At 38.7% G+C, this 26,734-nt stretch carries 23 protein-coding genes; 6 read left to right on the top strand and 17 right to left on the bottom strand.

Features of this window, described 5'->3' with window-relative positions; all coding sequences use genetic code 11:
• Positions 1 to 75: 75 nt before the first annotated feature.
• The 8 genes from B3297_RS08190 to B3297_RS08155 form a co-directional block, all read right to left on the bottom strand.
• Positions 76 to 306: a hypothetical protein gene (locus tag B3297_RS08190; protein ID WP_286778770.1), complete on the bottom strand. Its 231-nt coding sequence runs from the start codon at positions 304 to 306 to the stop codon at positions 76 to 78.
• Between the two features lie 2 nt (positions 307 to 308).
• Positions 309 to 1,043 carry an MBL fold metallo-hydrolase gene (locus B3297_RS08185; RefSeq protein WP_286778769.1) on the bottom strand — a complete coding sequence of 245 codons (735 nt, stop codon included), beginning with the start codon at positions 1,041 to 1,043 and terminating at the stop codon, positions 309 to 311.
• Positions 1,043 to 2,110, bottom strand: coding sequence for a recombinase RecT (locus B3297_RS08180; protein ID WP_286778768.1), 1,068 nt, complete (start codon positions 2,108 to 2,110; stop codon positions 1,043 to 1,045). Before B3297_RS08180 ends, B3297_RS08185 begins: the two co-directional genes overlap by 1 nt.
• Before the next feature lie 171 nt (positions 2,111 to 2,281).
• On the bottom strand, positions 2,282 to 4,399 hold the full coding sequence (locus B3297_RS08175; protein WP_286778767.1) for an AAA family ATPase: 2,118 nt from the start codon (positions 4,397 to 4,399) through the stop codon (positions 2,282 to 2,284).
• Between the two features lie 12 nt (positions 4,400 to 4,411).
• A complete protein-coding gene (locus B3297_RS08170; protein ID WP_286778766.1) occupies positions 4,412 to 4,639 on the bottom strand; it encodes a hypothetical protein in 228 nt (75 codons plus the stop codon).
• On the bottom strand, positions 4,636 to 4,938 hold the full coding sequence (locus B3297_RS08165) for a hypothetical protein (RefSeq protein WP_286778765.1): 303 nt from the start codon (positions 4,936 to 4,938) through the stop codon (positions 4,636 to 4,638). The genes B3297_RS08170 and B3297_RS08165 overlap by 4 nt, the downstream gene beginning before the upstream one ends.
• Positions 4,904 to 5,161, bottom strand: a complete 258-nt coding sequence (locus B3297_RS08160; RefSeq protein WP_286778764.1) for a hypothetical protein — start codon at positions 5,159 to 5,161, stop codon at positions 4,904 to 4,906. The genes B3297_RS08165 and B3297_RS08160 overlap by 35 nt, the downstream gene beginning before the upstream one ends.
• Before the next feature lie 3 nt (positions 5,162 to 5,164).
• Entirely contained in the window at positions 5,165 to 5,746 is a 582-nt protein-coding gene (locus tag B3297_RS08155) for a helix-turn-helix transcriptional regulator (protein WP_153846342.1), read from the bottom strand.
• A gap of 120 nt (positions 5,747 to 5,866) precedes the next feature.
• Here B3297_RS08155 and B3297_RS08150 point away from each other — a divergent pair, with 120 nt between their 5' ends.
• Both B3297_RS08150 and B3297_RS08145 read left to right on the top strand, forming a co-directional pair.
• The gene (locus B3297_RS08150; RefSeq protein WP_286778763.1) at positions 5,867 to 6,613 is read left to right on the top strand and encodes a hypothetical protein; all 747 of its coding nucleotides are present in this window, start codon (positions 5,867 to 5,869) and stop codon (positions 6,611 to 6,613) included.
• 414 nt (positions 6,614 to 7,027) lie between these two features.
• Positions 7,028 to 7,363 (top strand): helix-turn-helix domain-containing protein, encoded by a 336-nt coding sequence (locus tag B3297_RS08145; RefSeq protein WP_286778762.1) that lies wholly within the window; start codon positions 7,028 to 7,030, stop codon positions 7,361 to 7,363.
• 14 nt (positions 7,364 to 7,377) lie between these two features.
• Here the strand turns inward: B3297_RS08145 and B3297_RS08140 are convergent, their stop codons facing one another.
• Positions 7,378 to 8,631: a phage integrase SAM-like domain-containing protein gene (locus B3297_RS08140; RefSeq protein ID WP_286778761.1), complete on the bottom strand. Its 1,254-nt coding sequence runs from the start codon at positions 8,629 to 8,631 to the stop codon at positions 7,378 to 7,380.
• Between the two features lie 158 nt (positions 8,632 to 8,789).
• On the opposite strand from B3297_RS08140, the gene B3297_RS08135 reads away from it, so the two are divergent.
• Positions 8,790 to 10,415, top strand: coding sequence for an ABC-F family ATP-binding cassette domain-containing protein (locus B3297_RS08135; protein WP_070565495.1), 1,626 nt, complete (start codon positions 8,790 to 8,792; stop codon positions 10,413 to 10,415).
• A 134-nt stretch (positions 10,416 to 10,549) separates the two neighbouring features.
• On the opposite strand, the gene B3297_RS08130 is transcribed toward B3297_RS08135, so the two are convergent.
• Positions 10,550 to 11,536, bottom strand: a complete 987-nt coding sequence (locus tag B3297_RS08130) for an endonuclease/exonuclease/phosphatase family protein (protein ID WP_070565498.1) — start codon at positions 11,534 to 11,536, stop codon at positions 10,550 to 10,552.
• A gap of 203 nt (positions 11,537 to 11,739) precedes the next feature.
• Here B3297_RS08130 and B3297_RS08125 point away from each other — a divergent pair, with 203 nt between their 5' ends.
• The 3 genes from B3297_RS08125 to B3297_RS08115 are packed head-to-tail and all read left to right on the top strand — an operon-like array spanning position 11,740 to position 15,045.
• The gene (locus B3297_RS08125; RefSeq protein ID WP_070565500.1) at positions 11,740 to 12,915 is read left to right on the top strand and encodes a glycosyltransferase family 4 protein; all 1,176 of its coding nucleotides are present in this window, start codon (positions 11,740 to 11,742) and stop codon (positions 12,913 to 12,915) included.
• A complete protein-coding gene (locus B3297_RS08120) occupies positions 12,903 to 13,904 on the top strand; it encodes a lysylphosphatidylglycerol synthase transmembrane domain-containing protein (RefSeq protein WP_070565502.1) in 1,002 nt (333 codons plus the stop codon). The genes B3297_RS08125 and B3297_RS08120 overlap by 13 nt, the downstream gene beginning before the upstream one ends.
• A gap of 49 nt (positions 13,905 to 13,953) precedes the next feature.
• Complete coding sequence (locus B3297_RS08115) at positions 13,954 to 15,045, top strand: glycosyltransferase family 4 protein (protein WP_236560225.1); 1,092 nt, start codon at positions 13,954 to 13,956, stop codon at positions 15,043 to 15,045.
• A 185-nt stretch (positions 15,046 to 15,230) separates the two neighbouring features.
• Here the strand turns inward: B3297_RS08115 and B3297_RS08110 are convergent, their stop codons facing one another.
• The 7 genes from B3297_RS08110 to B3297_RS08080 form a co-directional block, all read right to left on the bottom strand.
• A complete protein-coding gene (locus tag B3297_RS08110) occupies positions 15,231 to 16,460 on the bottom strand; it encodes a sterol desaturase family protein (RefSeq protein WP_070565504.1) in 1,230 nt (409 codons plus the stop codon).
• 337 nt (positions 16,461 to 16,797) lie between these two features.
• A complete protein-coding gene (locus B3297_RS08105; RefSeq protein WP_070565506.1) occupies positions 16,798 to 18,381 on the bottom strand; it encodes an MDR family MFS transporter in 1,584 nt (527 codons plus the stop codon).
• Between the two features lie 2 nt (positions 18,382 to 18,383).
• Positions 18,384 to 19,487 carry an HlyD family secretion protein gene (locus tag B3297_RS08100; RefSeq protein WP_070565508.1) on the bottom strand — a complete coding sequence of 368 codons (1,104 nt, stop codon included), beginning with the start codon at positions 19,485 to 19,487 and terminating at the stop codon, positions 18,384 to 18,386.
• Between the two features lie 14 nt (positions 19,488 to 19,501).
• Positions 19,502 to 20,812 (bottom strand): TolC family protein, encoded by a 1,311-nt coding sequence (locus tag B3297_RS08095; RefSeq protein ID WP_112376165.1) that lies wholly within the window; start codon positions 20,810 to 20,812, stop codon positions 19,502 to 19,504.
• Positions 20,802 to 21,419 (bottom strand): TetR/AcrR family transcriptional regulator, encoded by a 618-nt coding sequence (locus B3297_RS08090; RefSeq protein ID WP_070565512.1) that lies wholly within the window; start codon positions 21,417 to 21,419, stop codon positions 20,802 to 20,804. The genes B3297_RS08095 and B3297_RS08090 overlap by 11 nt, the downstream gene beginning before the upstream one ends.
• 632 nt (positions 21,420 to 22,051) lie before the next feature.
• Positions 22,052 to 24,784, bottom strand: a complete 2,733-nt coding sequence (locus B3297_RS08085; protein WP_286778760.1) for a phage tail protein — start codon at positions 24,782 to 24,784, stop codon at positions 22,052 to 22,054.
• Between the two features lies 1 nt (position 24,785).
• Positions 24,786 to 26,732: a glycosyl hydrolase family 28-related protein gene (locus tag B3297_RS08080; protein ID WP_286778759.1), complete on the bottom strand. Its 1,947-nt coding sequence runs from the start codon at positions 26,730 to 26,732 to the stop codon at positions 24,786 to 24,788.
• Positions 26,733 to 26,734 lie beyond the last annotated feature (2 nt).

Raw genomic sequence — 26,734 nt, 5'->3', positions numbered from 1 at the left:
CACTTCAAATGTATAAACTTATTTCAACTTATCCAAATGGATAAGTTGAAATAATAAAAAATTATTCGTTTGACACTAATCACAATATGACCTATGGCAATGTGGACAGCCTGTGACTAATTCTGTTTTCGCTCGTTCCAAAGTGATTCCAGATTTAAAAGAGCCGCGTTCTATTGCGGTGTAAATTGATTTTCCGCAGTTATAACAATAGCCGCTTTTCGGTGCAAAATGTGGATGATTATTTTTATCAGCCAATTCTTTCTGAGCTTTTACAGATAAATCGTGGTTGTATTCTGTGTTTTCCATATCTAAAATGGTGTATCGTTAAAATTTTCAATAATTAATCCTTTGGTAGCAATAGTGACGGTTTTCAAAGTATGCTCTTCGATGATCTGCTTAAATAATCTGGAATCGCTATTCCGATCCGACAAGTGAATCAAAACAATATTGTTTACTTTAGTCAGATCATTAGCTTTTAGCGTCTTGATAGCCGTTTCTACACTCATGTGGGACTTCAATACTCGGTTCCTAAGGAACGATTGATCGCGCAATTTGTCGTCGATGATGTTTTGCGAATAGTTCGCTTCAATCAATACATTCGTAAGCCCAGGGAACTTGTAGTCACAATAGATTGTATCTGTAAGGAACAATGTTGTTCCCATTTCCGGATGACGGATCAAGAAACCCAACGGTTCATTAACATCGTGATGAACATCAAACCCTAGAATATCAAAAGGCCCCACGGAAAACTTCTCTCCCTTATTAATCGGCTTCAAACGGTAGCTCTCGAACTTTAGAGCTTCTATTGTGCCGGCAGATGCGTATATATCCAAACCATACCTTGCAGCATTCTCAGCGCCTTTGCAATGATCACCATGCTCATGCGTAACCAAACAGCCCACAACATTTGACAGGTCGAAATTCAAAGCCTTTTTCACTTCATCAAACTTGACACCTACTTCGACAATGAGAGTTTTCCCCTCATTGTCGGTAAATAGGTAGCAGTTGCCCTCACTATTACTATTGATAATGTGCAATTTCATTAGAATTTCATTTCTACTTGATCATCTTGCGGATTCTCGTTTGGCTGAATAGCACTTACTGGAGGATTAGCAGGAATAGGTTCAGGCTTCTTTTCTTCGGTATGTGGGATATCAATGACCTGAGCATCGGAGAACCCTAATTCTTTCTTATTAGCATTATTGGCAATTTCAGATTTTACTTGAAGCAGAGTTTGGTCAGTTCCATTTAATGAAAGAGATTCCGCCTGCATCATTTTAACTAAATGATCATCAATTTTCTCACTATCGATAGTAATTGAATTGTATGCAGCTCTCTTAAGCATCTTCTCAACCATTTCTTCATACCATCCATCAATCTGCTCAACTTCATCCGAATTCCATTTCTTCTTTTCTCCGCCCCAAAACTCCGGAGAGGCATTTTTAGGAATACGCTTGTTGATATCCTTCATTGTCATAACCTTTAAGCGATTCTTTTCAGGGTTACTTCGGAAAACATGATAATAAAACCCACCTATAACCTCACCTCGATCAAAATCATTGACAATATCAAACGTGTATGATTCAACTTGGTTATCCTTATTTTTTTTATGAGATTTAAATACATCATTAGAATATACCAACTCTACTATTACGTCATCTGGGACCTCAAACCCGTATTTTACGGCTTTAATTTTCATTCCTTCGTAGCCTATAATGAAACCAATATCGAATTGGTTAGTCTTCTTGTTTTTGTAAGGAATTAAGTTGATGTGATTGTCTTGCAAAGGATCTAAACCGATACTTGAATACGCAACTACATCCAATGCTAATTGGGACATATTCACGTTTTTCCAAACAAACTCAAGTTGATCGCGATATTGTTCAGCCTTTCCAAGTCTTTTAACTTCGTTTTCCTTTAATGTCATATCAAGCTTAATGAAATAATTTTGGATAAGCTTTCTTTGAAAATTAGTAAGTTGAACATCTCCTGCATTCGCAGTAAACTCTTTCATTACAGCCATTGTGAATCTTTCCGACTGAGTTGGTTGTGCTACGGCAATATCTGAGTTGATATTTGTTGTTGCCGGTGTTTGATTGTTATTTGACATCTTTATTTTCTTTTATGATTTTGTAAATACAGTGTTTTAATTGTTTGGTAGGTCTAGGCATTTTTGATTTGTTGCACCACATCAATACTCCATCATCATTTAATTTATAAATGCATTCCTCACATGATACCAGTCCAAATGATTGAAGTGGTGCAACAATTTTCTTAGCCATTAGGCAGCGCGTTCGCTTAATTTCCGATCGATAAATGCTTCAAAAGAATTGCCAGTTTCTTCTTTATAGCGTTCGAATTCGGCAAGGAATTCTGGACTATACAAAGGCAATCCAACGTTCAGTTTTGAGAATGGTGACACGATCAAGTTTACTACCTGCGCAGCTGTTTCTGGAATAACGGAAATGGACTCTCTATTGTCCAGGAATACTGGAGCTGTGACCTTGTAGTGAGCTGAAAGTGTATTGATGATATCAATTCCTACCAAAATCTTACCAGCAGTATTTAAGTCAGAGAATGGCACCCCGTTGAAAGTAGCTTTACAAGTTGGCTCTTCACCGCCATTATTAAGCTTGCTGAATAAAGTAAACTTGGCATACTTGAAGAGACCATTAACACGGGCTTCCAATTCTTCCGCTTTGGCTTTTTCGTATTTCTCGGCAGAAAACTCCAGTTTTTCAAGATCAGCCAATTGTTGGGACCATCCGCGTTCTTGATCTTTCAACTCCTGGATACGAGCATTGGCGCGATCAATTTGATCGCCAACAGTTAATTGACGTTTTAGAGAATCAATATCAGCGTTTACAGTAGCCTTTTGAACTCTAAGATCGCCAAGATCAATGTTTTCAGGCTTTTCGAATTTTTGGCTTTCAAGTGAAGAAATTTTTGAAATCACATCTTGATATAATTGATCGTTTGCAAGACGACTTTCTACGGAATCAATCGTTGTCGTAGTGGTTCCTTGAAATGCTTCCAATTTTGATCTCGCCTCAGCCAAAGAATTTTGAATAGTGGCTATCGAATTATCCAAAGCGTTTTTAGTTAATTCAAATTGTTCGATAGCGGTCCGGCCTTCTTCATCTCTTCTCTCAAGATCCTTTTTCAATCCCTGCCCCTGGACATTAATTCCAGCAAGTTCATTTTTCTTGCGTAAAACGAAGGCGGCTTTTACCTCTTCAATTTTCTCAGGCTCGAACTCTCTTCCACATCCCTCGCAACAAGTCTCATTTTCATTTAATTCACGACCATTTACTGACTTGAACAGCTCACGCAATGAATCCATTCTAGATTGAATATCTTCTTTATCTTTCTCAAGCCTTTTTAGATGGTCGAAATGCGTTTTAACCAACGAGTCTAATTGCTGATTTTGGACGGAAAGCTGAGACTGTAAAGTTGTAACCCGGGACTTCGCTTCATTTATACCAGACTGGCTATTGTTCAATTCTGAATTATAAGCCGCTTTATGATTGGCTTCGATATTTTGCTTCTCAATCTTAGCCTGATGTATTGCGTTTTGATTATCAAGGATAGCTTTATTGATTTGAGCATTGGCCGCGTTATAAGCTTCATTCCGGTCTGTGATCTGCTGATCCAATAAATCGTATTTCGATTGCAATTCAGTAATACGCTCGTTAATACCATCTTCACTTACCAATTCAGGTTTTGAGCGCTCAAGCTCGTCAATACGTCCGGGGATTTGTTCAATATTATCCTTCAATAACTTTTTGTCGGATGCAACTTTAGCTTTGAATTCTTTCAATGATTTGCCCGAGAGATTTTCCAACAGCACCTTAAGCTCAGGATATTTGGCAGAAAGGAAGTCATCCGTGATTTCTCCAACAATACTTGATAAAGCTGTACGTTGATCCTGCCAAGGCATTGAATTAAAGTAAAGGGGATTTGTAATTAGCTTGAAAACCTTCTCGTCCAATAGACCGTTTACTTTAGCTTGAAACTCTCCAGCTTGCAAAGGGACCTCGTTCCAGTAATAAAGGTGTTCGTTTCCGGTAAACTCCGCAATAGCTTCTCCTCTCTTTTTGGTCCATTTCTCGCGATGGATATGACGGATACTAATTTCTTCTCCATCAACTACGATGATAGCTGAGACTTCATTCTCTAATTTATCGGTTTTTTGACCTTCCATATCAAGCGGCTTGATATTAAAATCTTTCCGATCGTTTGAGTCTTTACCGAAAAGTAACCATAGGAAAGCGTCAAAGATTGTTGTCTTGCCTGTAGCGTTGGCGCCAAAGATGTTCGTCACCTCTGCGAAATCAATTTTAAAATTCTTGACACCTTTAAAATTGATGATTGAAATTGTTTTGATTAGGATATTCATTTTTGAATAGATTTATTTAGTTAATAGACTTATTAATTGTTGCAATTTTTCATCATTGTTGATGTTTGGTAGCTCTATATATTGGCCTTTAGTGGTTATTTCAACAGTTTGAAGGTTTGTAATTTCAATTGCAAAATTTTCGTTTTCAAACTTGTGATCGATCACCGTTCCAACTTCTTCATCGCTCCATTCATATCTAGAAAATCCTAGATCTTCTAGAGTACTCGCTAAGAAATTCATGCTTTTTTCCCTTTGGTGTGTACGTAAGTTGCCAGATTAGCACTCGCTGCTATGGCATTTAATTGAGTGACATCGATTCCCGCTTCCGTCACATTAAGAACTCCCTCTTGAATCCATCGATCTACTTTTCTTCGGCTTCCAATTCTTCTGTATGCTTCTTGGTTCGAAATGAACTGAGACATTTTACCTACAGAAATTAGTGCTCTGGTCGCACCGAGTTCCGCTGACTCCTGGAGAAGGGAGATTAATTCAGGTTCAACGATGCTAATTGTTTTGAATCGGTTCATTCTCACCTCCATTTGTTTTCAACTCTGCTTTTACCTCGATAAAACCGGCAACAGCATTTACAACTGTAGTATACCTCATGTGCGGTTTATCCATTTTCATTTTACGGCCGCAAGCTTCACGGACCGCTTTAATATGCTGCAAATGAAATCTTTTAACATCTCCACCAGTCATCTCTTCGATATGGTCTGTTACTGTGGGTTGCTTTTCTATTTTGATAATCGTATGTAGTTCCATTATTTATTTTTTATTTGGTTTGTAAAGTGTTATTCCTTTTGCTGCGGCAAATAAGGCCAAGTTCAACTTATCGGATTGTCCAGTTTTCTCACGAATATTTTGCAAATGCGTAGAAATGGTTTCCGGTGACCGGTTTAGCTTTTCAGCGATCGATTTATCAGGAAGACGGATATATCTCAGAACTTCAAGCTCTGCTTTGGTTAGATATCCATTTTTAACCTGAATAGAATCACAAATTTTGCCTTCAAATTTGCAGACACCTCGTCGTCCACAGTCATAAAACTCCGACCTATGAACTGTCCCATCTTCGTCGAAATCGGGTGAATCGTCAAGGCCACCGAAGTTGCAAAGTGTGTATTGCTTTATCTGTTGGTCCTGTCTAAGGTTTGGCCACTTTGCCAGATGCTCCAATTTTTTAGGATTGTTAAGCATATCTTGCTTAATCATTTCCATTACATTACTCGGAAAATTCGGCCACATGGTTTGACGCATATCATGACTACAGTAAAGAATACGCGTTTCGATGTCTTCAAATATTTCGACTGTTTTGTCGATCATCCCTCCTATAATTCGCTGTTTACTCATTTGGTACTATTTTGGGATTGCCTGTTTTAAACTATTGTATTACCTTTGTTTTGTTCGTATGGTACAAATGTAATTACATTAATTACATAATGCAATATGTAATATTACATTATTTTGTATATGTCTGTATATCAAGGAGAAAAATTTAAATCATATCTTAAAAAGAAAGGTATCAGTGTAATCAATGCTGCAGAAATGCTGCAAGTTGCACGGAATACAGTTTATCAATATTTCAGAACTGAGAATTTAACCAGGGAGGTTGTAACTAATATAATTACAACTTTTAATACAACAGAGGAAGAAGTATTTGAGGTAAGTGAATCTAAAACAATAAAATCTAACGCTAGAGACATAGGGAATCCGGAAATTTATGATGAAGATGGGGATCAAAAATTCACAGAAATTTCACCAGGTCGTTACCGCATGGGGACGGAACTAGTACCTGTCTATGCACAAGCTGGATATTTAACTGGATATGCCGATAAAGAATTTATAGAAGAGTTGCCGAAACATTATATAACCGTTGATAAGTACGTTCGAGGAAAATACAGATCATTTGAGATCAGTGGTCACAGCATGGATAATGGAGATGTTAAAGAAGCCATGCCCGATGGAACCATTGCAACAGGAAGAGAAGTAAAACGTGAACTTTGGAAAAGTAAACTCCACAACCACCAATGGCCTAACTGGATCTTTGTCCATCGGACCGAAGGGATTGTCGCGAAACAGATAGCTCACCAGGATCTTGAAACGGGGCAACTAATTTTAAGATCTCTTAATCCTGATAAAGACAAGTACCCAGATATCCAGGTATTCATGGACGAAATCGAGCAAATTTATAATGTTATAAAAAGGGAGCTCCGGTAATGCCTTATAATGCCGACTACTCCCCTGCTGAACTTAAGGTTTTCAAAATTATAAAGAAACATATTCTTGAAAGTTCTTTGTCAGAAAATGGAATATTAGCCGGCGGAATATATATTAAGCCAAAACCTAAAAATTTACGGCTTAAACTGATCGAGATGAATAGCTTTGGCACCAACAGGGCAAGGATCTTAAGTAAGATAGCAATGTGTGTAAACATAAATTATCAAGATGAAGATGAGAACCTGGTGCGAGAAGTGACAGATTTCATTTATGACCTTTTCGACCAGTCGTTTTTAAGTAATTTATATTTTAAGTCAACTTTAAAGCAAGTTGGCCGTTGCTCGCCCTACCTATGGTTAGGTAACAATTGTTTCGAAGTTTTACATAAAAATCTAAATAATAAAATAAAGATATATGGCTACACAGACTGAAAATAGAGATAGTAATTTAGCTTTGATCGGTCAAAGATTTAAACAATTCAGAAAAGAAAAAGGAATTACTCAAGAAGATTTGAAAGAAGTTGGCAATGCAGTTGTGATGTCCAGAATAGAAAACGGGCACCGCTTTCCAAATCCTGAGATTCTAATCTATATGGCTAATAAATACTCAATGGATATCAATTGGCTTTTAACTGGCATAACAACGAAAAAGAGCACGTCAGAAAATTCCGAAATCTTAGCCAGAATAGGCTTGGCGGAAGCTCGACTATCAGAGCTAGAAAAAGCTGCAGGCATTAAGACGCAAAGCTAATTCTCACCGTATACTTAATCGTGGATGCCGGCTTCATCCTTGAGTAGATCCAGTACTGCACGCTGGATCTCGTCAATTTTGGACCAGTCTCGTGCTGTATATACAGCGGCCATAGTATTTGTCTTTTGATTTAATGCGCGTTGGATATCAAAATCATCATAGCCACAAAATCCTGCTAATGTTGCAAAGAAGTGTCTAGCGTGATAATAGGTGAAATTTGGAATTCCAAATACATCCGCCAACCGTAGCTTGAAAGATTCGGAAAGCCTATTATTTATAGCCTTAGGAAGAGCATATCTTTCTTGAAGGTAGCCAGCATATTTTTCAACAAGTGGCTTTGCTTCCTCGGTAACTTTAATGCTGATAAAAGCTTTATCTTTTCTCTTACCCCTTGTTTTATTCCTATTATAGCCAAATCGTTCAATATTCTTATCAACTAAATAAGCATGAAAATCATTAGCATTTGTCCCGCACATATAAAAGGATAGCATAAATAGATCCCTAGCTATAGAATCCGCGGTATTTTCGATCTCTACATCTCTAATAAATTTGATCGTTTCGACAATTTGATTTAAGTCAATTTCCGCCTTACCAGAAGATTTAGACTTTGCATGTTTAGAAATCTCTAATCCCTTTTTTCGACTTTCTGGGGATTCCGGAGGAGTATATTTTGAAAATGGGGAATTGTGAATTCTAACAATACCTAACTCTTCATTATTATAGACATCTTTTGCTTCATTGAAAATCGCCCTTATATCTGACATTGTATTTCGGACAGTGTTAACCGCATAGTCATTATCGAATAAATACTTTTCAAACTCACGAAGTAATTTAGAAGTGATAAGATCTACATTGAATTGGATTTTATTTAAAAATCTTTTGAAAAATGTAACACTCGTTTTCCTTCTTAATCCGGTACTCTTTCGATTACTATTTATTAACGCCTGAACATTTTCATCAGCAAACTTAATAAAATCTATAAGCTCATCCTCCAATGAAAAATACTCTTTAATATCGGATGCTGACATGTAGTCAACTTTAGCCCCCAAGGCGTTTAATTTCTTCCGATAATCATTCACCGTGGAAGTCAAGTATGTATCGATAAATACCTTTTTTAATCGTATCTTTGTATCAACATCAGACTTGCCGGCATAGATGTTTGTATCTATGTAAACAGTAGATCCTTTATGAGTAATTCTAATTTTTACATTAAAAGTGCCGTCTTGTTTTTTATGATGTTTAAGTATAACTGCTGCTACAGTAGCCATTGTTCTTTGTAAATGATTTGTAAATTATATGTTTCAAATATACACAAATATTGTTGTACAATCGTGTACAACACATCGAAAGAACGACTTACTTAAACAACATAAATTCCTGATAAACAGAATATTTACAACAAAAAATACAAAAAATTCATTGCTGAATGATTAATGTGTCAAATCTCTCCCTTCGTTTTGGTAAACGTGTACTATTCGAAGATGTCAATCTAAAATTCACACCTGGAAACTGTTACGGTATTATTGGCGCTAATGGAGCAGGTAAATCTACTTTCTTAAAAATTATCTCAGGGGAAGTTGATCCTTCGACAGGTTCAGTGGCATTCACGCCAGGCGAACGCATGTCTGTTTTAAGTCAGGATCACTATGCTTTCGACGAGTTTACTGTTCTTGAAACTGTCATGATGGGTAACCAAGAGCTTTACAAAATCATGAAAGAGAAAGATGCCATTTACATGAAAGAGGATTTCTCTGATGCCGACGGCGAACGTGCCGGCGAATTGGAAAGTCTTTTTGCTGAAATGGATGGATGGAATGCCGAATCAAATGCCGCAACTTTATTGAGCAGTTTGGGTATTAAAGAAGAACTACATTATAAGTTGGTTTCTGAAATCGACGGTAACCAAAAAGTGCGCGTACTTTTAGCGCAAGCATTATTCGGTAAACCCGATATTTTGATTCTCGATGAGCCTACCAATGATTTGGATATTAATACCATTGCATGGTTAGAGGATTTTTTAGCGAGTTACGAAGCAATCGTCCTCGTTGTATCCCACGACCGTCACTTCTTGGATGCTGTATGTACGCATACAGTGGATATTGATTTTGGTAAGATGACAATCTATACGGGTAACTACTCATTCTGGTACGAATCTTCTCAATTAGCGTTAAAGCAACGTTCTGATCAAAACAAGAAGATGGAAGATAAAGTAAAAGAACTCCAGGAATTTATCCGTCGGTTCTCTGCCAATGCTTCCAAATCCAAACAGGCTACTTCTCGTAAAAAAGCCTTGGATAAGATCAATATTGACGAGATTAAACCATCCAACCGTAAATATCCTGCCATCATGTTCAATACCATGAATCGTGAACCAGGAGATCAAACGCTACAAGTTGAAGGATTAAGCAAAACGGTCAATGGCGAGGTATTCTTTAAGGATATCACGTTTATGATTAATAAAGGCGATAAAATCGCTGTTCTAGGTCCAAATTCATTGGTTACCACAGCATTTTACGATATTATCACTGGTAGAGACACCGATTTCGGCGGCGAATTCAAATGGGGCGTTACCATCACTCCTGCCGATATGCCGATTGAAAATGCCGCGTTCTTTGAAGGAAAAAGTGATAATTTGGTTGATTGGTTGAGAGAATATACAACTAACCCAGAAGCAGATGAACAGTTTATACGGGGATTTTTGGGGAAAATGTTATTTTCCGGTGAAGAGGTTATGAAGAAAGTATCTGTGCTTTCGGGAGGAGAAAAAATGCGCTGTATGTTCTCCCGTATGATGCTTCAAGGTGCCAACTTCCTGATCTTCGATGAACCAACCAATCACTTGGACTTGGAATCTATCACTGCATTGAACAATGGAATGTCTGATTTTAAAGGATCCATGTTGTTCACATCCCGTGACCACGAATTGACTGAAACTGTTGCCAATAGAATCATCGAATTGACGCCGAAAGGTATCATCGACAAATTGATGACTTACGATGAATACATTAATAGCGATGTAGTGAAAGCACAACGTGAAGAAATGTATAAATAAATAAGATAATTTATCCCAATTTAATAAAGGCTCCATAATTCATTTTATGGGGCTTTTTTGATGTCCATTAAAAAAGCACTGAGGGGTTCAGTGCTAATCGCGATTGATATGAAAGAATTGAGAAAGTTTTTATTTTACTGAACCGACGGTTTGACAATACGCCAGCCTAATTGTAAGGACACTGCACAATGATCGGATAAATCTTGGCCCTTTTCGTTTTGAAAAAGCTTTTTTTGAACCTGATAATTCTTTGCCTCAAATAGCAAATGATGATCGTTGCGATAGTAGATTTTATCAATACCTTCACAATCCTCTGTTAACTCCAACGCCGTTTTCGCTTCAAAGTTCGCTTGATGCGCAGGAATATCACCTTTGTTGCGTAAACTTACCCATGCATCTACCAAACCTAAGTCCTTCTGAAAAGAACCGATGTTATCCAGCTCGTAAGCATAATGTGCATTAAAGTCACCCATAATCAAAAGTGGTCTGCCAGCCGAATACTTTTTGATATAGGCTTTTAGCTGATTTATATTCTTCTGCCGGGCAATCGTTGCATTCTGATCATCCTGCGCTGTAGCATGTACATTATAAACATCAATAAATACTGCCTTGGCCAATTGAATTCGAGCATAAGAAAAGCCTTTAGGCGTCAGACAATCTGCACCATTGCAATCGGTCCAGCTTATTCGCTCAAACTCTACGATCGGATATTTTGAAAGTGTACTCAGCCCGTCCCCAAAAGGTACTCCACCCATATTTGCCGTTCGGTAGCTATGCTTATTTTCGCTGTAAAGAAACTTGTTGTAGTTAAAGTCCTCCTGTACATTGACAATATCAAACGCATTGATCCGATTGCCGATCGACGTAATACTGGAAGACCGCTCGGTTACAGCACTGGAAATCAATTCAGGAAGGCCAGCTATATTGTATGTTAACAAATTTAGCTTTCCGTATGTCGCCTCCGGCATAGCTGCATACACCGAATTACTAAACTTCGGCTGTTGTTTTGGCTTCAACTTAAAACCCAACATAACACCGGCAGACGCACAAATAAATAAGATGACAATCTTTCGAAAACCCTTGGGTCTAATTTTTTTTTCGAACAATAGATCTAATAGCATGGACTGAATATTTTGTTCACTCTAAAGGTACTCCACCAACATTAGCTCTATTATCATATTCAATTAATTCTACTTTTAATAATCATTCACAAATCATTAAAAACTAATAATTTATAAACACTATAATGACAAAAGGTTAATACCTGCATAGCATAGGGGTTACAGCTTTCAACTATTTTTATACAACCCCTAATAAGAATAACATGAGAAAGGTAGCCTTCTTTACAGAGATACTCGTCGAGGATTTTGACGGTGCATCACGGACAATGTTTCAGCTGATAAACCGTATAGACCAGCAGAAATTCAACTATTTCTTTATTTATGGCGGCGGCCCTACGCAATTTCGAAATTTCCATTCTTACAAGGTTCCCACATTCAAAATACCGGTCAATGACGATTATTGTCTCGCTATTCCACAGCTTATTAAAAAGAAACTTGAGCTCGCTTTAGATAAATTTGCTCCCGACATGATCCATATTGCAACTCCTTCCCTTTTAGGTTTTTTTGCATTGAATTATGCCAAACGGAAAGGTATTCCTGTCCTTACAATCTATCATACACACTTCATTTCATACATTGCCTATTATTTCAAAAACATATTACCCTTAGTCAAACCGACTGAACAATGGATGAAAAAAGCAATGAATAACTTTTACAACAAATGTGATATTGTCTATGTACCGACCAAATCCATTCTAAATGAATTACAGCAGATCGGCTTACAACAAGAAGGATTAAAACTGTGGCAAAGAGGAATAGACACAGCTCTGTTTAACCCCCAAAAAAAGAATCTATCTCAACTGCAGACCATCACAAAGAATGACAAACCAACAATCCTTTTTGTCAGTCGTATCGTCTGGGAAAAAAATATTAAAACGCTTATTGAAATCTATCAACAGATACATGCCCAAAACCTCGACTATAATTTCATTGTTGTCGGTGAAGGAACAGCCAAAATAATTGCGATGCAAGAGATGCCTAAAGCTATTTTCTTAGGAAAGAAAAGCCATGATGAGCTCGCAATTTTATATGCTTCGGCCGATGCGTTTGTTTTTCCGTCGGTCTCAGAAACGTATGGAAACGTCGTCGTCGAAGCATTAGCATCCGGACTTCCTTGTGTTATCGCCAACGGCGGAGGCTCGGCCTCCTTGATTCAGCACGGAAAAAATGGATTTAAGTGTCAACCTGAAAATGCGGCTGGATATGTTTACTACCTCAAAAAAATTCTCTCCGACGCAAGCTTAAAAAAGAATCTCGTCATTGAAGGTCTATCCTATGTTGGGCAACTGGATTGGAATAGACTAGCTGGACGCTATTTTAATGACATTGAACTATTGATAGACAAAACACAGGAAGTCGATTTGGCATGGGCAAATTAACAAACCCAAGCCAACTCATCAAAGGTGTTTTTTTACTTTTGATTCTGGCGTCCATCACGATCTTTTTAGCGAAAAGCGATTTAAATGCGTTGAAAAAAGAGCTCTCCTCTGTTGGTTATCGCTTCATCGTTATTTTGTTTACAACTTGCGCGGCCTATTTTTTAGGTACATTAGCTTGGTGGATATGTTTAGGCCCTGCAAAAAAGAAGGTCAATCTGCTCAAACTCTTTGCCGTCCGTCAAATCGGGGAAACCGTTGGACTATTCAATCCCACCAGCATTATCGGTGGCGATTTATTAAAGGCACAATTGATAACCCGTTATGACATTCCTTTAAAAGAAGGATTGAATTCGGTTGCAATATCCCGTATTACTGCCGTACTGTCTCAATTGACACTCTTTTTGATTGCTATGATTTGGTTGATATTTTCTCCTTTAAAAAATGAAATTATACGCTACGCAGGCCCAGTAATTTATATGATCTGTATGTTCTTATTTCTTTTGATGATCTTGATACTTTACTGGTTAATAGCTGCAAAAAGTCCCTCACAAACCAAGGCTTCAACAGCAACACCTTTTGGAAAAGCACAAGCGCATGTTCAGTCACTCCTTTGGAGTGTAAAAGACTTTTATAAACATCAAAATAAGGTTTTTTGGTATTCTTACTTACTTTTTGCACTACATTGGATTATTGGCAGCCTTGAATTCTATTATATTCTAAAATTTTTGGGTGTTTCAGTACAACCAATACATGGTTTAATAGTAGATATGAGCGTCATTGTGCTAAAAAGCATCGGTGCTTTTATTCCAGGACAACTGGGTATTGAAGAAATCGCCAATAAGCTCCTACTCCATATGATCGGTATTACAGGAGGTAGTATTTGGCTCAGTGCTTCATTATTACGTCGCGGCCGACAGCTCACCTGGGTAGCACTGGGTTTTATATTTTATCTATGCATCAAAAGGAAACCAGTACATGTATCCATCTGAAATAGAAATACTATTTGTCAGCCACAAATATCCCCCAAGTGTTGGCGGTATGGAAAAACAAAGCTTTGAACTGATCAATACTGCGGCTCTTTACTTGAAGGTACACACCTTAGTCTATGACAATAGGGAACCTCTTTTAGCCTTCTTCTTCCTACTGAATCGCCGCATTCTAGCCAAAATTAACGATAACCCCGGCATCAAGCTTATCCACTTTAATGATGGATTAATTGCGTCCTTCGCCTCTTTTCACAAAGGATATACCCATTTAAAACGTGCTGTCACGCTTCACGGTCTGGATATCGTTTTTCCACTTCGTTATTTTCAACGTAAGATTATACCGCGGTTTAACACTTTTGATCAGCTTATTGCCGTTAGCCAAGCCACCGCCGACGCCGCACAGTTACGCGGTATCGATCCATCCAAAATCATTGTTATACCCAACGGTGTAGATCCGATACACTGCTCCACTCAAAACAATGAACCAACCTGCGAAAGCAGGCCCTATTTTATCACTTTGGGACGCCCTGTTAAGCGGAAGGGCTTCTCGTGGTTGATGAAACATGTCATCCCCGCGATTCAGGGCGATTTCAAATTACTAATGGTGGGGCCATTCGATCAAAAACCGCAATGGAAAGAACGCCTATTGCAGCTTACACCAAAAAAGATAAATCATTTAATCACCCTATTCCTCGGATTTCCCACCGATCAAGGGGCCATCCGAAAATTACTGAAAGCATACCCCGAAAAAATTGAACATCTTGGAAAAGTTCCATTCGAACAACTGCAAAGCCTCCTGACCAACGCACAGGCCTTTTTGATGCCCAATATTGAAATGGCCGGTGATATGGAAGGCTTTGGGCTCGTCTGCCTAGAAGCTTCCACAGCAGGCACAATTGTTGTTGCCGCCGAATTAGAAGGAATTACAAGCGCCGTTACACACAATTACAATGGGCTTCTCCTGCCAAGCGAAAACCAAAACGCATGGATCGAACAACTTCAAGCCATTTTAGAAGATCCAGTCCACTATAAAAAGCTAAGCCTACAATTTAAACAGAATACCCTAAAACAATATAGCTGGGATATTATGGCCAGATCCTATTGCCAATCATTTGCAGACTTAATTACAGCAGCAGATAAATAATTGAACGTAATACCGCATCAAGTTGACTGCTTCTGTCATCCACGCGGAAAGCTCTTCAAAAGGCATTGTTTATAGAACTTACTTGCTTGCTTGCTTGCTTGCTATACAGATAAAAGATCAATTAAATGATGAAATATGAAACAATAGATGCTTACTTCCAACGACAAGAACTCATACGGATAAATTCAACGTCTTTCAAGACGCAAAACTTTTTTATAGCGAACTGCTAACGGTCGATAAAAAATCAATTGAATCAAAGCGAAACATCCTACCAAAACAAGTCCCAATGGTGAATAAAAAGTTAGACCAATATACAGTAGTAATAAGAATAACCGCAGCATCTCAAGTGGAAAAACCCAGTCTTCATGTTCTAGAAGTCCTCCAATACAAATAACACTACAAAGAATAAATCCCCCGCCAATAACGAGTTGTATCAGTTGCTGATAATTACCATAAAGCAGAAAGAAAAAAAGAAGTGTCATCGTCAACATGGACTGAAAAAAGATATAGCGGCTTAACGCCTGCGCATGAACTTGCGGCTTAGCTCCGGCAAATATGCGCTCTTCCAGTTCTTCGCGAATTTCAGGCTGTATATCGTCAGGCTTACCGAATATAGTCCGCATTTTGTTCCCAAATCCTTTCGCCCGCTTAAATGACAAACCAATTTCAAATAAATAATGAAAATGCTGCCATAGAAAAGTATAGCGGTGAATGGGCTTTGTGAGCCCATAGACACAAGGCTCCTCCTTTTGTTCCGATATAAATGTTCCAAACAGCTTATCCCAAATAATCAGGATATCCCCATAATTCTTATCCAGATAGATTTCGTTGCTGCTATGATGCACCCGATGATGGGAAGGCGTTACAAATAGCCGCTCCAAAATACCCAAATTTCCAACAGTCTGCGTATGGGAGAAAAATGGATACACGCCATGAATCAACAGAATAGCGGTCATCATAAAGGGCGGGAAACCCAAAAGGGGGATAAAAGCCCAAAATAGCGAACGGAAAACGGCTTGAAATATGGTGATCCGGGCCGCCACCGTAAAGTTATAATCTTCACTTTGGTGATGTACAACGTGCGCAGCCCACAATAGGTTTATTTCATGGCTATAGCGATGATACCAATACCAGAGAAAATCTGTAAATAGGAAAAGTATAACCCAGGTCCAAACATTAGCTTCAATCTGAAATATCGCAAAATTTTGATACACCCAAACGAAAAAAAAGTAAAATAAACTAACGGAAAACATATCACACATACGCTCAACGATACCAACATTAAGATTTGAGATCGATTCATCAAAAGAATAAAAACGTTTCTGTTTTTTGAGGCTATACCCATATTCCAACACCATCAGAATTAAAAATAAGGGAATGATAAATGCCAAAAAATTAAGTTTTTCCGTATACATCCATTTGCTATTTTAAAGACAAACAATCTACCTGAGTCGCTATTTGATAAGATTCGTCTTTTATGATGCCAAAAGATAAATTCTTTCAAACTCTTTATTATTAAACAATCAATTTTAAATCAGGTTTTTCAATTTATGGTTTTTCAATTGATCAAAGGTATGCTTGCTCCTGTTTAGACAAGACCAAACGCCAACCTTAAGGACTTTTCTATCGCAAAAGAAAATGCACAAAAAAATCCTCAAAAAGCTAAACACTTTTTGAGGACTTCTGACTGAACGATAACCAGTACTTTACTGACAAGTCACCGTGATACCAGCTTACCGGACTATTTAAATGCTAATGCACACTGGACATATCGATCTGCGTCTTTCCTTGTTTGATCATCAAGACAAAGGGGACACACAGCAAAAATACCACACCCAGATATAAAAACACATCCATGTAGGATAATACAGTAGCCTGTTTCATCACGCTCATATCGAGTATCTGGTGTGCTTTGGCCAAAGCTTCATTGGGCGAAAAACCTTTCGCCTGAAAGCTCATTTGCAATTGCTGCACCCGTTGTTGCACATCAAACTTGCTTGGATCTAAATTAGCCACCAGATCGACGCGATGTTTTTGGCTATCACGGGCAATAAATGTCGTAATTAAGGCTATACCAAACGAACCACCCAGCTGGCGCATCATCCCTGTAAAGGCAGCTCCTTCACCGATTGACTTACCATGTAATGTCGATAGGGAGAGTGTCATGACAGGTACGAACAACAATCCTAAGCCAACTCCACGGAGAATTAGGGGCCAAAACATGTGCTCTGCTCCCGTATCATTGGTCATGAGACTGTACATCCAAAAACAGAAGCCAAAAAAGATACTTAGTCCTACGGCAACCATATATTTTTGGGGAACACCATTTTGGATCATCTTCCCAATAAAAGGCATCATGATACCGGTCATGATTGAACTTGGCAACAATAACAAACCTGCGTCTGTGGCCGTCCATCCCAATATCGACTGTGTATAGATTGGAATAATAAAAGTCGATCCAAACAAGCCGAAACCAAGAATAAAACTCATCACTACACCAACCTGCAAATTCTTATCCTTCAATACCCGCAAGTTAACAATGGGTTTATCATAGACCAATTCCCGCCATATAAAGAACAATAGTCCGAAAACAGACAAGATTGACAAGCCTAAAATCAAGGGATCGTCAAACCAATCATCCTGTTGTCCATGTTCCAATACAAACTGAAGGGAACCAATAAACATGATCAAAAAGATCATACCAAACCAATCCACTTCCTTTGCAGATTGCTTTTGGCTATATTTAGGACTGCGCACAAAAGATAAGGTCAACAAGGTCGCAATAATCCCTAACGGCACATTGATATAGAATATATATGGCCAGGAGAAATTATCGATAATATATCCACCTAACGGTGGGCCTAGCGTTGGACCAATAATTACCCCCATACCATAGATAGCCTGAGCCATACTACGTTTTTCCTTCGGGTAACTTTCTGTAATAATGGTCTGCGCTGTTACTAACAACGCTCCCCCGCCCATCCCTTGTATAAAACGAAATGCAACAAGCTCCCAAATATTGGTCGCGTTACCACATAAAAATGAAGATACTGTGAATATGATAATAGACGCAGCAAAGTAATTTCTCCGTCCAAATTGTTGGGACAACCAGCTGGTCATCGGAATCACAATTACGTTGGCGATTGCGTAAGCCGTGATAACCCATGCCACATCTGTCAAGGTCGCCCCCAACGAACCTTTCATGTCGTTCAGAGCCACGTTGACGATGGTTGTATCCACGATTTCCAACAGCGCACAAAGCACCGCTGTAATCGTGATTACAACACGTCGAAAACCATATTCAACCAGACTGTCTTGTTGATTTAAATTTTCCATAGTTATTGAACATGCACATCTACGTCAGCATTCATGCCCGGTCTGAGCAAAGCCACATTTTCTGCTTTATTGTCTTTTGTCAATTTGATTTTTACAGGTAAACGCTGAACAGTCTTCACAAAGTTACCAGTCGCATTATCTGGCGGCAATAAAGAAAAACGCGATCCTGTCGCCGGTGAGAAAGAATTTACTTCACCTTCAAATTCGATATTAGGATAAGCATCCACTTTGATCCCCACCTTTTGACCAGGCTTCATTTTTTCCAATTGCGTCTCTTTAAAGTTGGCTACTACCCATGTTTCAATATTATCGACAATGTAGAATAAAGACTGACCTGGATTGACCATTTGTCCAGGCTGAACCTTAATGTTGGATACCTGACCATCCACAGAAGCCAGTACCGCGGTATAAGAAAGGTTCAATTTAGCCGCCTCAAGCTGTGCATTCGCTCTTTTTATATTCGCCTCAGCAACAGAAGTTTGTTTTGAAGCCACTGTAGTCTTACTGACGATTGCATTACGTTGCGACGCACTGGCATTGCGTTGCTGTTGCAAAATTTCAACCTGCTTGTCGGCTTCCAATTTCGCAGTCAATGCCTGCTCGTACTGCTGTTTCGTAATGGACTGGTTATTGTATAAGTTTTGGTAGCGGATATAATCATTGTTCGCTTGCTTAGCACGAATACGTGCCGCATCGATGCTGCCTAAATTGGATTGAATCGTTGCATCTGAGATCGCCACATTAGCCGAAGACGCAGATACATCTGCCTTTGAAACATCAAAGCTACTTTGAGCTGCTGCCAAGGCTGCTAATGCCTCGTCCACACGAACCTGATAGTCTTGACTCTCAATGGTAAATAACGTATCCCCTTTTTTAACCAAATCATTGTCCTTTACATAGACTTTAGCGATAAAACCACCCACCCGTGGAATGATCGGGCTCATGTTTTTCTCTACCTGCGCATCGTCTGTAGTCTCATGCGCCTGGCCATGCATATATTTATACGCCCCATAAGCCCCTCCGAAGATGACCAATGCAGCCAAAACAATTGTAAATTTTTTATTTGTACCTTTTTTTTCAGGTGCGTTTTCTACTGTATTTTCCATGTCTAGATTAATTGCTATTTAATGTTTAAAGACCCATTTGCTAACAGCAGGTCGTAATATTTTTCAATGGTGTTTGCTTTGCTGATTGCCAGATTGATCTTGCTTTGCAGCTGCTGTACGTCTGCGGTCAACAAGTCGTCGGTATCTGCGATACCATTATCGTACTTATCTTTGGTGATCCGATAATTTTCAACAGCCTGATCCACCGCCTGATGATAGACCACATCCTGCTTTTGTGCCAGCATATAGTTTTCATTGGCCTGTTGAACCTGCACTTTTACCTTGTCATTTAATAATTCAATATGCTCATCAATTTCCTTGATACGGTTTTTTGCCACATTCACTTCTCTTTTATTTTTGTAAAGCGAACCGATATCGTAAGAAACGCCGATGCCAACCATGGCAGCATTCGTCACGGTAACCACCTTTTGAAGACCAAAAGCATTGTATCCAGCTGTTGCAGCAACAGTTGGCATGGCAGCCGCTTTTGTTACTTTCAACTGATCTTCAGCAACCAAACGTTGCGATTCCATCGATTTTAGATCTGAGCGCGAGGTTTTTGCTGCATCATATGATGCTTTTAAGCCCAAATCCACACCTGTGACTTCGCCCAAATTGATCTGATCCAGTTGGGTATCTTCATCAATTTTCAAGAAATTAGCCAATTGATAATTCAGCACCTTGATATTTTTCTGTGCTTCCTGAAGCGAAACCTGATAGTTTGAAAGCTGCAGTTCTGCTTTTAATAAGTCATTACGTGCGATCAAACCATTATCCAACATCGCTTTAAAATCCGAAACACGTTGCTCCGACTGCTTAATATTTTCAGCAATCAACAAATTGGTTTGTTGAGCCTTATAAAGACTCAAATAAAGATTTACTGCACGTATAGCCAATTGTTCTTTGCTCGCTACAGCATTGTATTCCTCGGCTTTCAATACATCCTTTGCAATATCAATGCCGCCCTTAATTCTGCCACCGGTATAGATTGGCATACTCACCGAAGCCTGACCCAACCACAATTGGTTTGCAGCGATATCTGGAGCAGATCCCCCCTCACCTAAAGCCAACTTTAAATTCACATTTGGTGTGGTCATAGCCATGTATTGTCCACTCAATTTTGCATCGGGAAGTTGTTTCGATTTGGCCGTTTCCACCTCGAGCTGCCTACCCAATATCTTGGTGTCGGCAGACTTCGCTTCCACGCTTTGATTTGCGGCCAAGTGAATTATTTCTTCCAAAGTCATGTGCTTGTTGTCCTGTGCCAACAAACCCATGGGACTTAAAAGCAATAAAGCACTCAAATTGGCCAACTTATTTTTCATATGTCAATAAAGCTTTAATTGTTGTCTGTATAAATTCTGTTAAAGTTGTTTCTATATAATTTGCATATTCTTCATCGTTATCGATATGCAACTGATCTTGCAAAAAGCAATGATTCATTTGGAAATTCATAAAAGTTCCCATCATCATCGAATGGATTAAAATTGGATCATATCCACCTTTGAACACCCCCTGTTCTACACCTTCATTGATCACGGAAGAAATAACCTCCAGGTTATGCAATTTGAGCTTCCTGAATGCTTCAGAGATCAGCATCCGCTGTTTTAGTGAACTTTCAATGGTAATGATATGATACAGCTTACGATGCGAATTCATCGATTTAATTGATCGATCTACCATCGCGTCTATTTTGTCCAGCGCATTGTCAATAAGCGCCAACTCATCCACATTGATCATAAAATCAGGAACACGCCACTCAAAAAACGTATCCAGCAACTTGTCCTTTGATCCAAAATAATAGTTGATCATTGCAACATTTACATTCGCTTCGTTGGCAATATCACGCACGGAAGTCCCATCAAACCCTTTTGTTGCAAAAAGACGCTCAGCTGCAAGTAAAATATCAATCTGTTTCTCGTTAAATTCCATTTTAAACCTCGATCTTTTAAAGATACCATCGCATATTCATAGCGATAATAAAAGACGTTCTCGCTAAATGCGCGACAAAGTTAAACAAACGTTTAATTTAAACAAGTGTTTAATTATTAAATTTGTGTAAAAAAAAACACCATTTCTGGTGTTTATAAGCGCAAAAACCAAATGATACGATTTTTAAAACGAGATGTACAAAAAAAATAAAAGCTGTTAAATAATTGAAATCGAAAAATTCATTTATGCCATTATATTTAAAGAATGCAAAAACTAGTTTAAACATTTTTTGGAGCCAGAATTAATAAGGTTAATTCCTTAGGGTTTACCGTAATTTTGGTAAATATTTTGATCTTACCTTAGCCTAGTGATAAAAATAGTATTACCGAGCAGCGACGTTATCAAGGCTATAATCGTAGCTAGAAAAGATCAAATGTTTGTTTCAGGGTTCTTTCTTAAATATGAAGTTAAGTTAAACAAGGCAAGTATTGAAATTGAACCTAGGGACGGCTTTAACTATAACCTTACAGACATTCTTAGGGACGTCTTTAATCTTGGATGGGCAGTGAAGGAATACATGTAATCTAAAAGCCGTTTAAAGACCATTTAAACAGCTTTTAGATTTTCATTAATCAACGCGATATACTGAATCCCTCACGCCAATATTGCCCATCAAACATGAAAGTCTTTATACTATATCTTCGAAAAAAATTGGATGTTGTTGCTGTCCCATCGGCTTGAATGATTGAACCGTTATTTGACACAACAGAAAAGTCATTTGGGCTGAGGTTTTGTATAGTTACCTCATATCCTAATTCGGGATAAGTAGGTAAATACAAGTTAACAGCAACAACATTATCTTTTATAAATACCCTTGAAATCTCCTCATCTATAGTCTGATTAGCAGCACTTATTTGTTGAAATGATTTTGTAATACCTCTCAGTCTTGTAAGTCCCTTATTTATAACCAAAGCATAATTATGATTTGAATTGGATGCTTCAAGCTCTAATGCTATATTCGTATTTGGGTACATGGGATCAGCTGTAGATATTGTATTAAAAATTGAAGCTGAACAATACCTGTTGGTTCCATTATACAAATTCCAAGCAAATTCTCTTCTTTGACCCCTGATTATACCATTCGCACGCAACACAAAATAATAGCGAGACATGTACACATATTGACCGTTCACTTCCCAGCTATCATCTGTACCTATTTTTAGATTATCTTGAGTTATATCAAAACCGCCTATTCTGCCTTTAAACGCTCTCATAGATCCATCATCTAAGACGCTGAACGGCGCACTATACCTATTTTCTTCAGTAGCCCCTGCCCAAAATCTCTGCGATTGGCTTCCGTTATCCGCCAATCCGCTTATACCAGCATTCACAAAATTATTAGAGCCGACAGTGATAATCTGGGCAAACAAACCTATCACGTCAATGAACTCGGCCGATACTTTGCCTGTACGGATAGTATCACCGTTAATGTATGTCATTCCATTGGTAAAAGCGTAGTCCCTACGGCCTTCGAGTACATTGTACAACAAACCACAATTGAAATGATAGAAACCTGCTACGGCTTCTGTTTTAATCGGTGTTTCCGATAGAACCCATTGTCCTGTGAGCTGTGTGCGTGAACATTTTGCGGATAAATAATACGACTTTAAAGGATCAAGTCCATTTTGATTTAGCCCACCAAGTTCCCAAATATAACCAAGCCCATCGATCTGTATTTCACGGTGTATCAATTTGCCAGCTGTGATCTGAATAGCGTTTGGATCATCCCCGATATTGGGAATAATGCGAACGCCATCCAAATAGAAATTTTGTGATTTAGCCCCAACAGACAACATGAGTGTTTCAATTGAATTTGGACGAATATTACTGTTATCAAAATAACCGTCTTCTGGATCAAAAATATGATTTTGCATCTCTCTCATACGCAATGCCTGCCTGCGTTGCTCTTCCGCTTTCTGGCGGTTAACAATCTTTACTTCTTCCTTGACCTTTCCTGTATCAATCAGAACTTGTGTTTCTTGCGTATAGGTGATTTTATCGCTTATAACGACCGTGCATTTATTCGGGTTGACTAGGGGAAATGAAACTGATGTAATTCGGATCATATCATCAATACCTAGTTTGTCATCTGTCAATCGTACACGATCACCCGATTTCAATTTAAATGCATTCTCACGCATATACTTCTCATCAATTTCAACGCGATAAGGCGGACGTGTCAATGTTTTAAAACTCTTTTCAACAGCTGTAAAAAGCCTGTTTTCCGCATCTGTGATATAAGATTGCGGTTGCTTGATCCCAACTAACGTATACTTGTCACCAACTTTCGGGGAAAACGTCGCATTCGGAGTTACATAGCCATCTGTATCGGTATTGGTTTTGATCCTGATCGTTTTGTCTGTATGACTGTACGAACTGATTTCAAACTCTTTTCCTCCAAGCTCACCAGTTTTAAAAACCACCTTTGCAGTCTCACCTTCGATTCTAGACCCGTTGAGATCAAAATCTAACGAACTATCAGTAAGGCTCAACCAATCGGCTGAAACACCCGTAAAGGTTGCCGTGCGTTCGGGAAATATATCATTAAATACAACGCTTGTTTCCCGACGACGTTCACCAGCAGCCAAAGGCCGTTCGATCATTCCCGTGTTAAAAGTCAGACGTTTCGCACCTCCTCGGTAATCTTCTGGAATGTTCTTAGTTGATCCGAATCCCAAAATACGATTGTAAAGCGGAGTATCAAGAATACCCCGCTCGACAGTATAAAGCCCTTTTGTTCGTCCATAGGCAAAACCGATGTTTGTCTGTTGCCCCGCTTGCTTGGTCAAGTTGATCGTTTTGCCGTCACCCGAAAACCAAAATTCAAGCTCAAATTCTTCTGAAAACTTCTGTAAAGCGCCTTTACAGGAATATCCTTGACCATCAGCGAAAAATTCAAATAGTTTTTCCTCCAGCTCCTCACATACCCCAACCATCCAGCCTGTATCGTCTACGTTCATGCAATCAACAATCATCTGGACGAAAGATCTAGGCGTACCGAAATAAGAGAACTCAATCGCACCCATATGTCTGAATGTGATATCCTTTAGCCAGTAACTAGGATGCTCGAAAGTAATATTGTACTGAAAAACAGCATTTCTAGTGATCTGATAGGGGACATTGATCGAATACCGTACACCGTTGTAAACGATATAGTCATCAACCTTGATGTCCAATACGCTTGGCGAATAGAATTGACATTGAATATCAAAGCGCCCCATACATTCGTCAAAAAACACTGTGTTTTCATCGATAGGAACCTCGACCGTCTTAATTCCCTGCCTGTATAATTGTAAAGTGTTCATATCAAAGTTGGTTTACGCTGTAAATTCGACCGCCTTCTATCGTGAGTGTGACTTTCCCGTGAAGAGACAGGGCGCTTGATCCATTAGCATTTACTTTGCATTTTATTTCCAAGGAATTCCCACTAATGCTATATTGAACATCAACAACATTAGGTGTTAACATGTAATCGCTTCCGATAGTTGTTATTGAACCGTTTGGATTGCCAGCCGAAAACAATCTATTGTGAGACACATAAGTAACACCATAACCCTCTGCAGTAGCGTCAATTTCTAGCCTAAAACGGCAATTTCTGTAATTCTGCAAATGACCCAATTTGAATAGGCCTACATAATTTGAAGTTGTTGCTCCCGATGGTATACTCCTGTCGAATCGCATTACCTCATTACAGTAAGTCACATCTGCGTCAGTTTGACCATTTTGATAAACACGAACATTATTAGCTAGAGGATTTAATGTATTGCTACTTTGTGAGCAATAATAACAGGAAGTGCCAAACAATACTGTGCCCATCGAAACATTGAATTCATTGCCTGTAACGTTAACTGAACTTACGCCATTTGCAACGAGACCATATTGGCCGTCAATTTTGTTTGCGCTTATAACAAAGCCTGAGAAACGACGACTATCGTAACCGCTATTTACATCTGTACCGTCAATACGGACGGCTGTATTTACAACCATCATCTCATTACCCTGTATCACAACTTTGCTTATACGGGATAGCAGGCGATCATTATGAAATATTATGCCATCACCGCAATTCTCAATAGAATTCCCTTGAATTATAAAAACAGAAGTACCTATATCTACAGCCTTTGGATTTATATCAATACCGGTAAGCCATTTTGCATTTCCAGAAAAATTAATCTTACAGTTTACTACCCTTAAGCCTCCACCGCTGTTCCATAAGATCGCAGCACCTAGCGGGGATCTATCCGTGAAGTAATTGATAATAAAATAACACGAATTAAATGACATATCTCCTATGTCATTATGTATAACATTGCTCAACACTATACCGTTACGAACTGGATCATAAATGTAAAGACCGTTGTAATTGAAATAAATACCGCTCTTCACATTTATGTTGTCATAAAAATTGATGACCGAAACAGATATAAAATCAGTACATTCTGCATTTTGGAAATTCAAGCCTACAGAGCCTTCAACAGGTGTTTGGGAACCAATATTTTCAAAGCTCACTTTTTCAAGCGTTACCTTTTCTCCAGAATTAGTGAAGTTAAAAAGATCGCCGCTTGTTTCGGTTGTTACAAAACGGCTTAGACCTCTTCTTACACTTGTAGCACAACCGTTTCCAATAATATGTACACCGCCTGTAACGGATATAAATCCGCCATTGATCAAATAAGATCCTGTGGAGACATAAAACCTAATTTTTTTATTGCTGCAATAATTTAACGCTCTTTGTACCATCAGGCGATCGTTCGAAATCCCATCACCTTTTGCGCCAAAATGCTTTACATCTAATGCACCCACAAACTTATGCTCAAGCTTTATATTTCCCACATAAAAAACGCTTCCTCCATCATCGGTATCAGCAGTGTTGCTAATAAAATAGTCTATTGAACTAGGTGTATCATCTTTTTCGTAGTACCCATTAAGCCTAACACCTTTATAATAACCTATAAAAATGAGGAATTGGCTGTAAGGATTCATTGCTCTCAATTCGGAAACAGTATTCATCTCCAAGAATAACTCTCCCCATTGAGGCTTGTTTTCGCGTAGATATTCACCAGTTTCTTTGTATTTTGAATAAATTCCGAATTCGTCGACCTTGCTATCATCCATAGGCGTTCCATCATGCCATATTGTTACGACACTGTATGATGTCGTACTGTTATCTATCTTCGATTTGACATTGCTGACGACGATAGAACCGTCTTTATAAACCGAACGTATCGGCTTTTGTACAATTAGATCTGCCATGT

The sequence above is a fragment of the Sphingobacterium sp. UBA3519 genome (assembly GCF_002377215.1).
GTDB lineage: Bacteria > Bacteroidota > Bacteroidia > Sphingobacteriales > Sphingobacteriaceae > Sphingobacterium > Sphingobacterium multivorum.
The sequence above is the reverse complement of the archived record's forward strand: the minus strand, read 5'-3'. Positions and strand labels throughout refer to the sequence as shown.

Bases quoted from the DNA above. Each gene is read 5' to 3' on its own strand.
- B3297_RS08170 (WP_286778766.1), bottom strand. From the start codon at position 4,639: ATGAATTTCTTAGCGAGTACTCTAGAAGATCTAGGATTTTCTAGATAT.
- B3297_RS08110 (WP_070565504.1), bottom strand. From the start codon at position 16,460: ATGTATACGGAAAAACTTAATTTTTTGGCATTTATCATTCCCTTATTT.
- B3297_RS08090 (WP_070565512.1), bottom strand. From the start codon at position 21,419: ATGGAATTTAACGAGAAACAGATTGATATTTTACTTGCAGCTGAGCGT.
- B3297_RS08085 (WP_286778760.1), bottom strand. From the start codon at position 24,784: ATGAACACTTTACAATTATACAGGCAGGGAATTAAGACGGTCGAGGTT.
- B3297_RS08155 (WP_153846342.1), bottom strand. From the start codon at position 5,746: ATGAGTAAACAGCGAATTATAGGAGGGATGATCGACAAAACAGTCGAA.
- B3297_RS08125 (WP_070565500.1), top strand. From the start codon at position 11,740: ATGAGAAAGGTAGCCTTCTTTACAGAGATACTCGTCGAGGATTTTGAC.
- B3297_RS08180 (WP_286778768.1), bottom strand. From the start codon at position 2,110: ATGTCAAATAACAATCAAACACCGGCAACAACAAATATCAACTCAGAT.
- B3297_RS08175 (WP_286778767.1), bottom strand. From the start codon at position 4,399: ATGAATATCCTAATCAAAACAATTTCAATCATCAATTTTAAAGGTGTC.
- B3297_RS08095 (WP_112376165.1), bottom strand. From the start codon at position 20,812: ATGAAAAATAAGTTGGCCAATTTGAGTGCTTTATTGCTTTTAAGTCCC.
- B3297_RS08165 (WP_286778765.1), bottom strand. From the start codon at position 4,938: ATGGAGGTGAGAATGAACCGATTCAAAACAATTAGCATCGTTGAACCT.
- B3297_RS08135 (WP_070565495.1), top strand. From the start codon at position 8,790: ATGATTAATGTGTCAAATCTCTCCCTTCGTTTTGGTAAACGTGTACTA.
- B3297_RS08140 (WP_286778761.1), bottom strand. From the start codon at position 8,631: ATGGCTACTGTAGCAGCAGTTATACTTAAACATCATAAAAAACAAGAC.
- B3297_RS08185 (WP_286778769.1), bottom strand. From the start codon at position 1,043: ATGAAATTGCACATTATCAATAGTAATAGTGAGGGCAACTGCTACCTA.
- B3297_RS08115 (WP_236560225.1), top strand. From the start codon at position 13,954: ATGGAAAAACAAAGCTTTGAACTGATCAATACTGCGGCTCTTTACTTG.
- B3297_RS08100 (WP_070565508.1), bottom strand. From the start codon at position 19,487: ATGGAAAATACAGTAGAAAACGCACCTGAAAAAAAAGGTACAAATAAA.
- B3297_RS08120 (WP_070565502.1), top strand. From the start codon at position 12,903: ATGGGCAAATTAACAAACCCAAGCCAACTCATCAAAGGTGTTTTTTTA.
- B3297_RS08080 (WP_286778759.1), bottom strand. From the start codon at position 26,732: ATGGCAGATCTAATTGTACAAAAGCCGATACGTTCGGTTTATAAAGAC.
- B3297_RS08150 (WP_286778763.1), top strand. From the start codon at position 5,867: ATGTCTGTATATCAAGGAGAAAAATTTAAATCATATCTTAAAAAGAAA.
- B3297_RS08130 (WP_070565498.1), bottom strand. From the start codon at position 11,536: ATGCTATTAGATCTATTGTTCGAAAAAAAAATTAGACCCAAGGGTTTT.
- B3297_RS08160 (WP_286778764.1), bottom strand. From the start codon at position 5,161: ATGGAACTACATACGATTATCAAAATAGAAAAGCAACCCACAGTAACA.
- B3297_RS08190 (WP_286778770.1), bottom strand. From the start codon at position 306: ATGGAAAACACAGAATACAACCACGATTTATCTGTAAAAGCTCAGAAA.
- B3297_RS08105 (WP_070565506.1), bottom strand. From the start codon at position 18,381: ATGGAAAATTTAAATCAACAAGACAGTCTGGTTGAATATGGTTTTCGA.
- B3297_RS08145 (WP_286778762.1), top strand. From the start codon at position 7,028: ATGGCTACACAGACTGAAAATAGAGATAGTAATTTAGCTTTGATCGGT.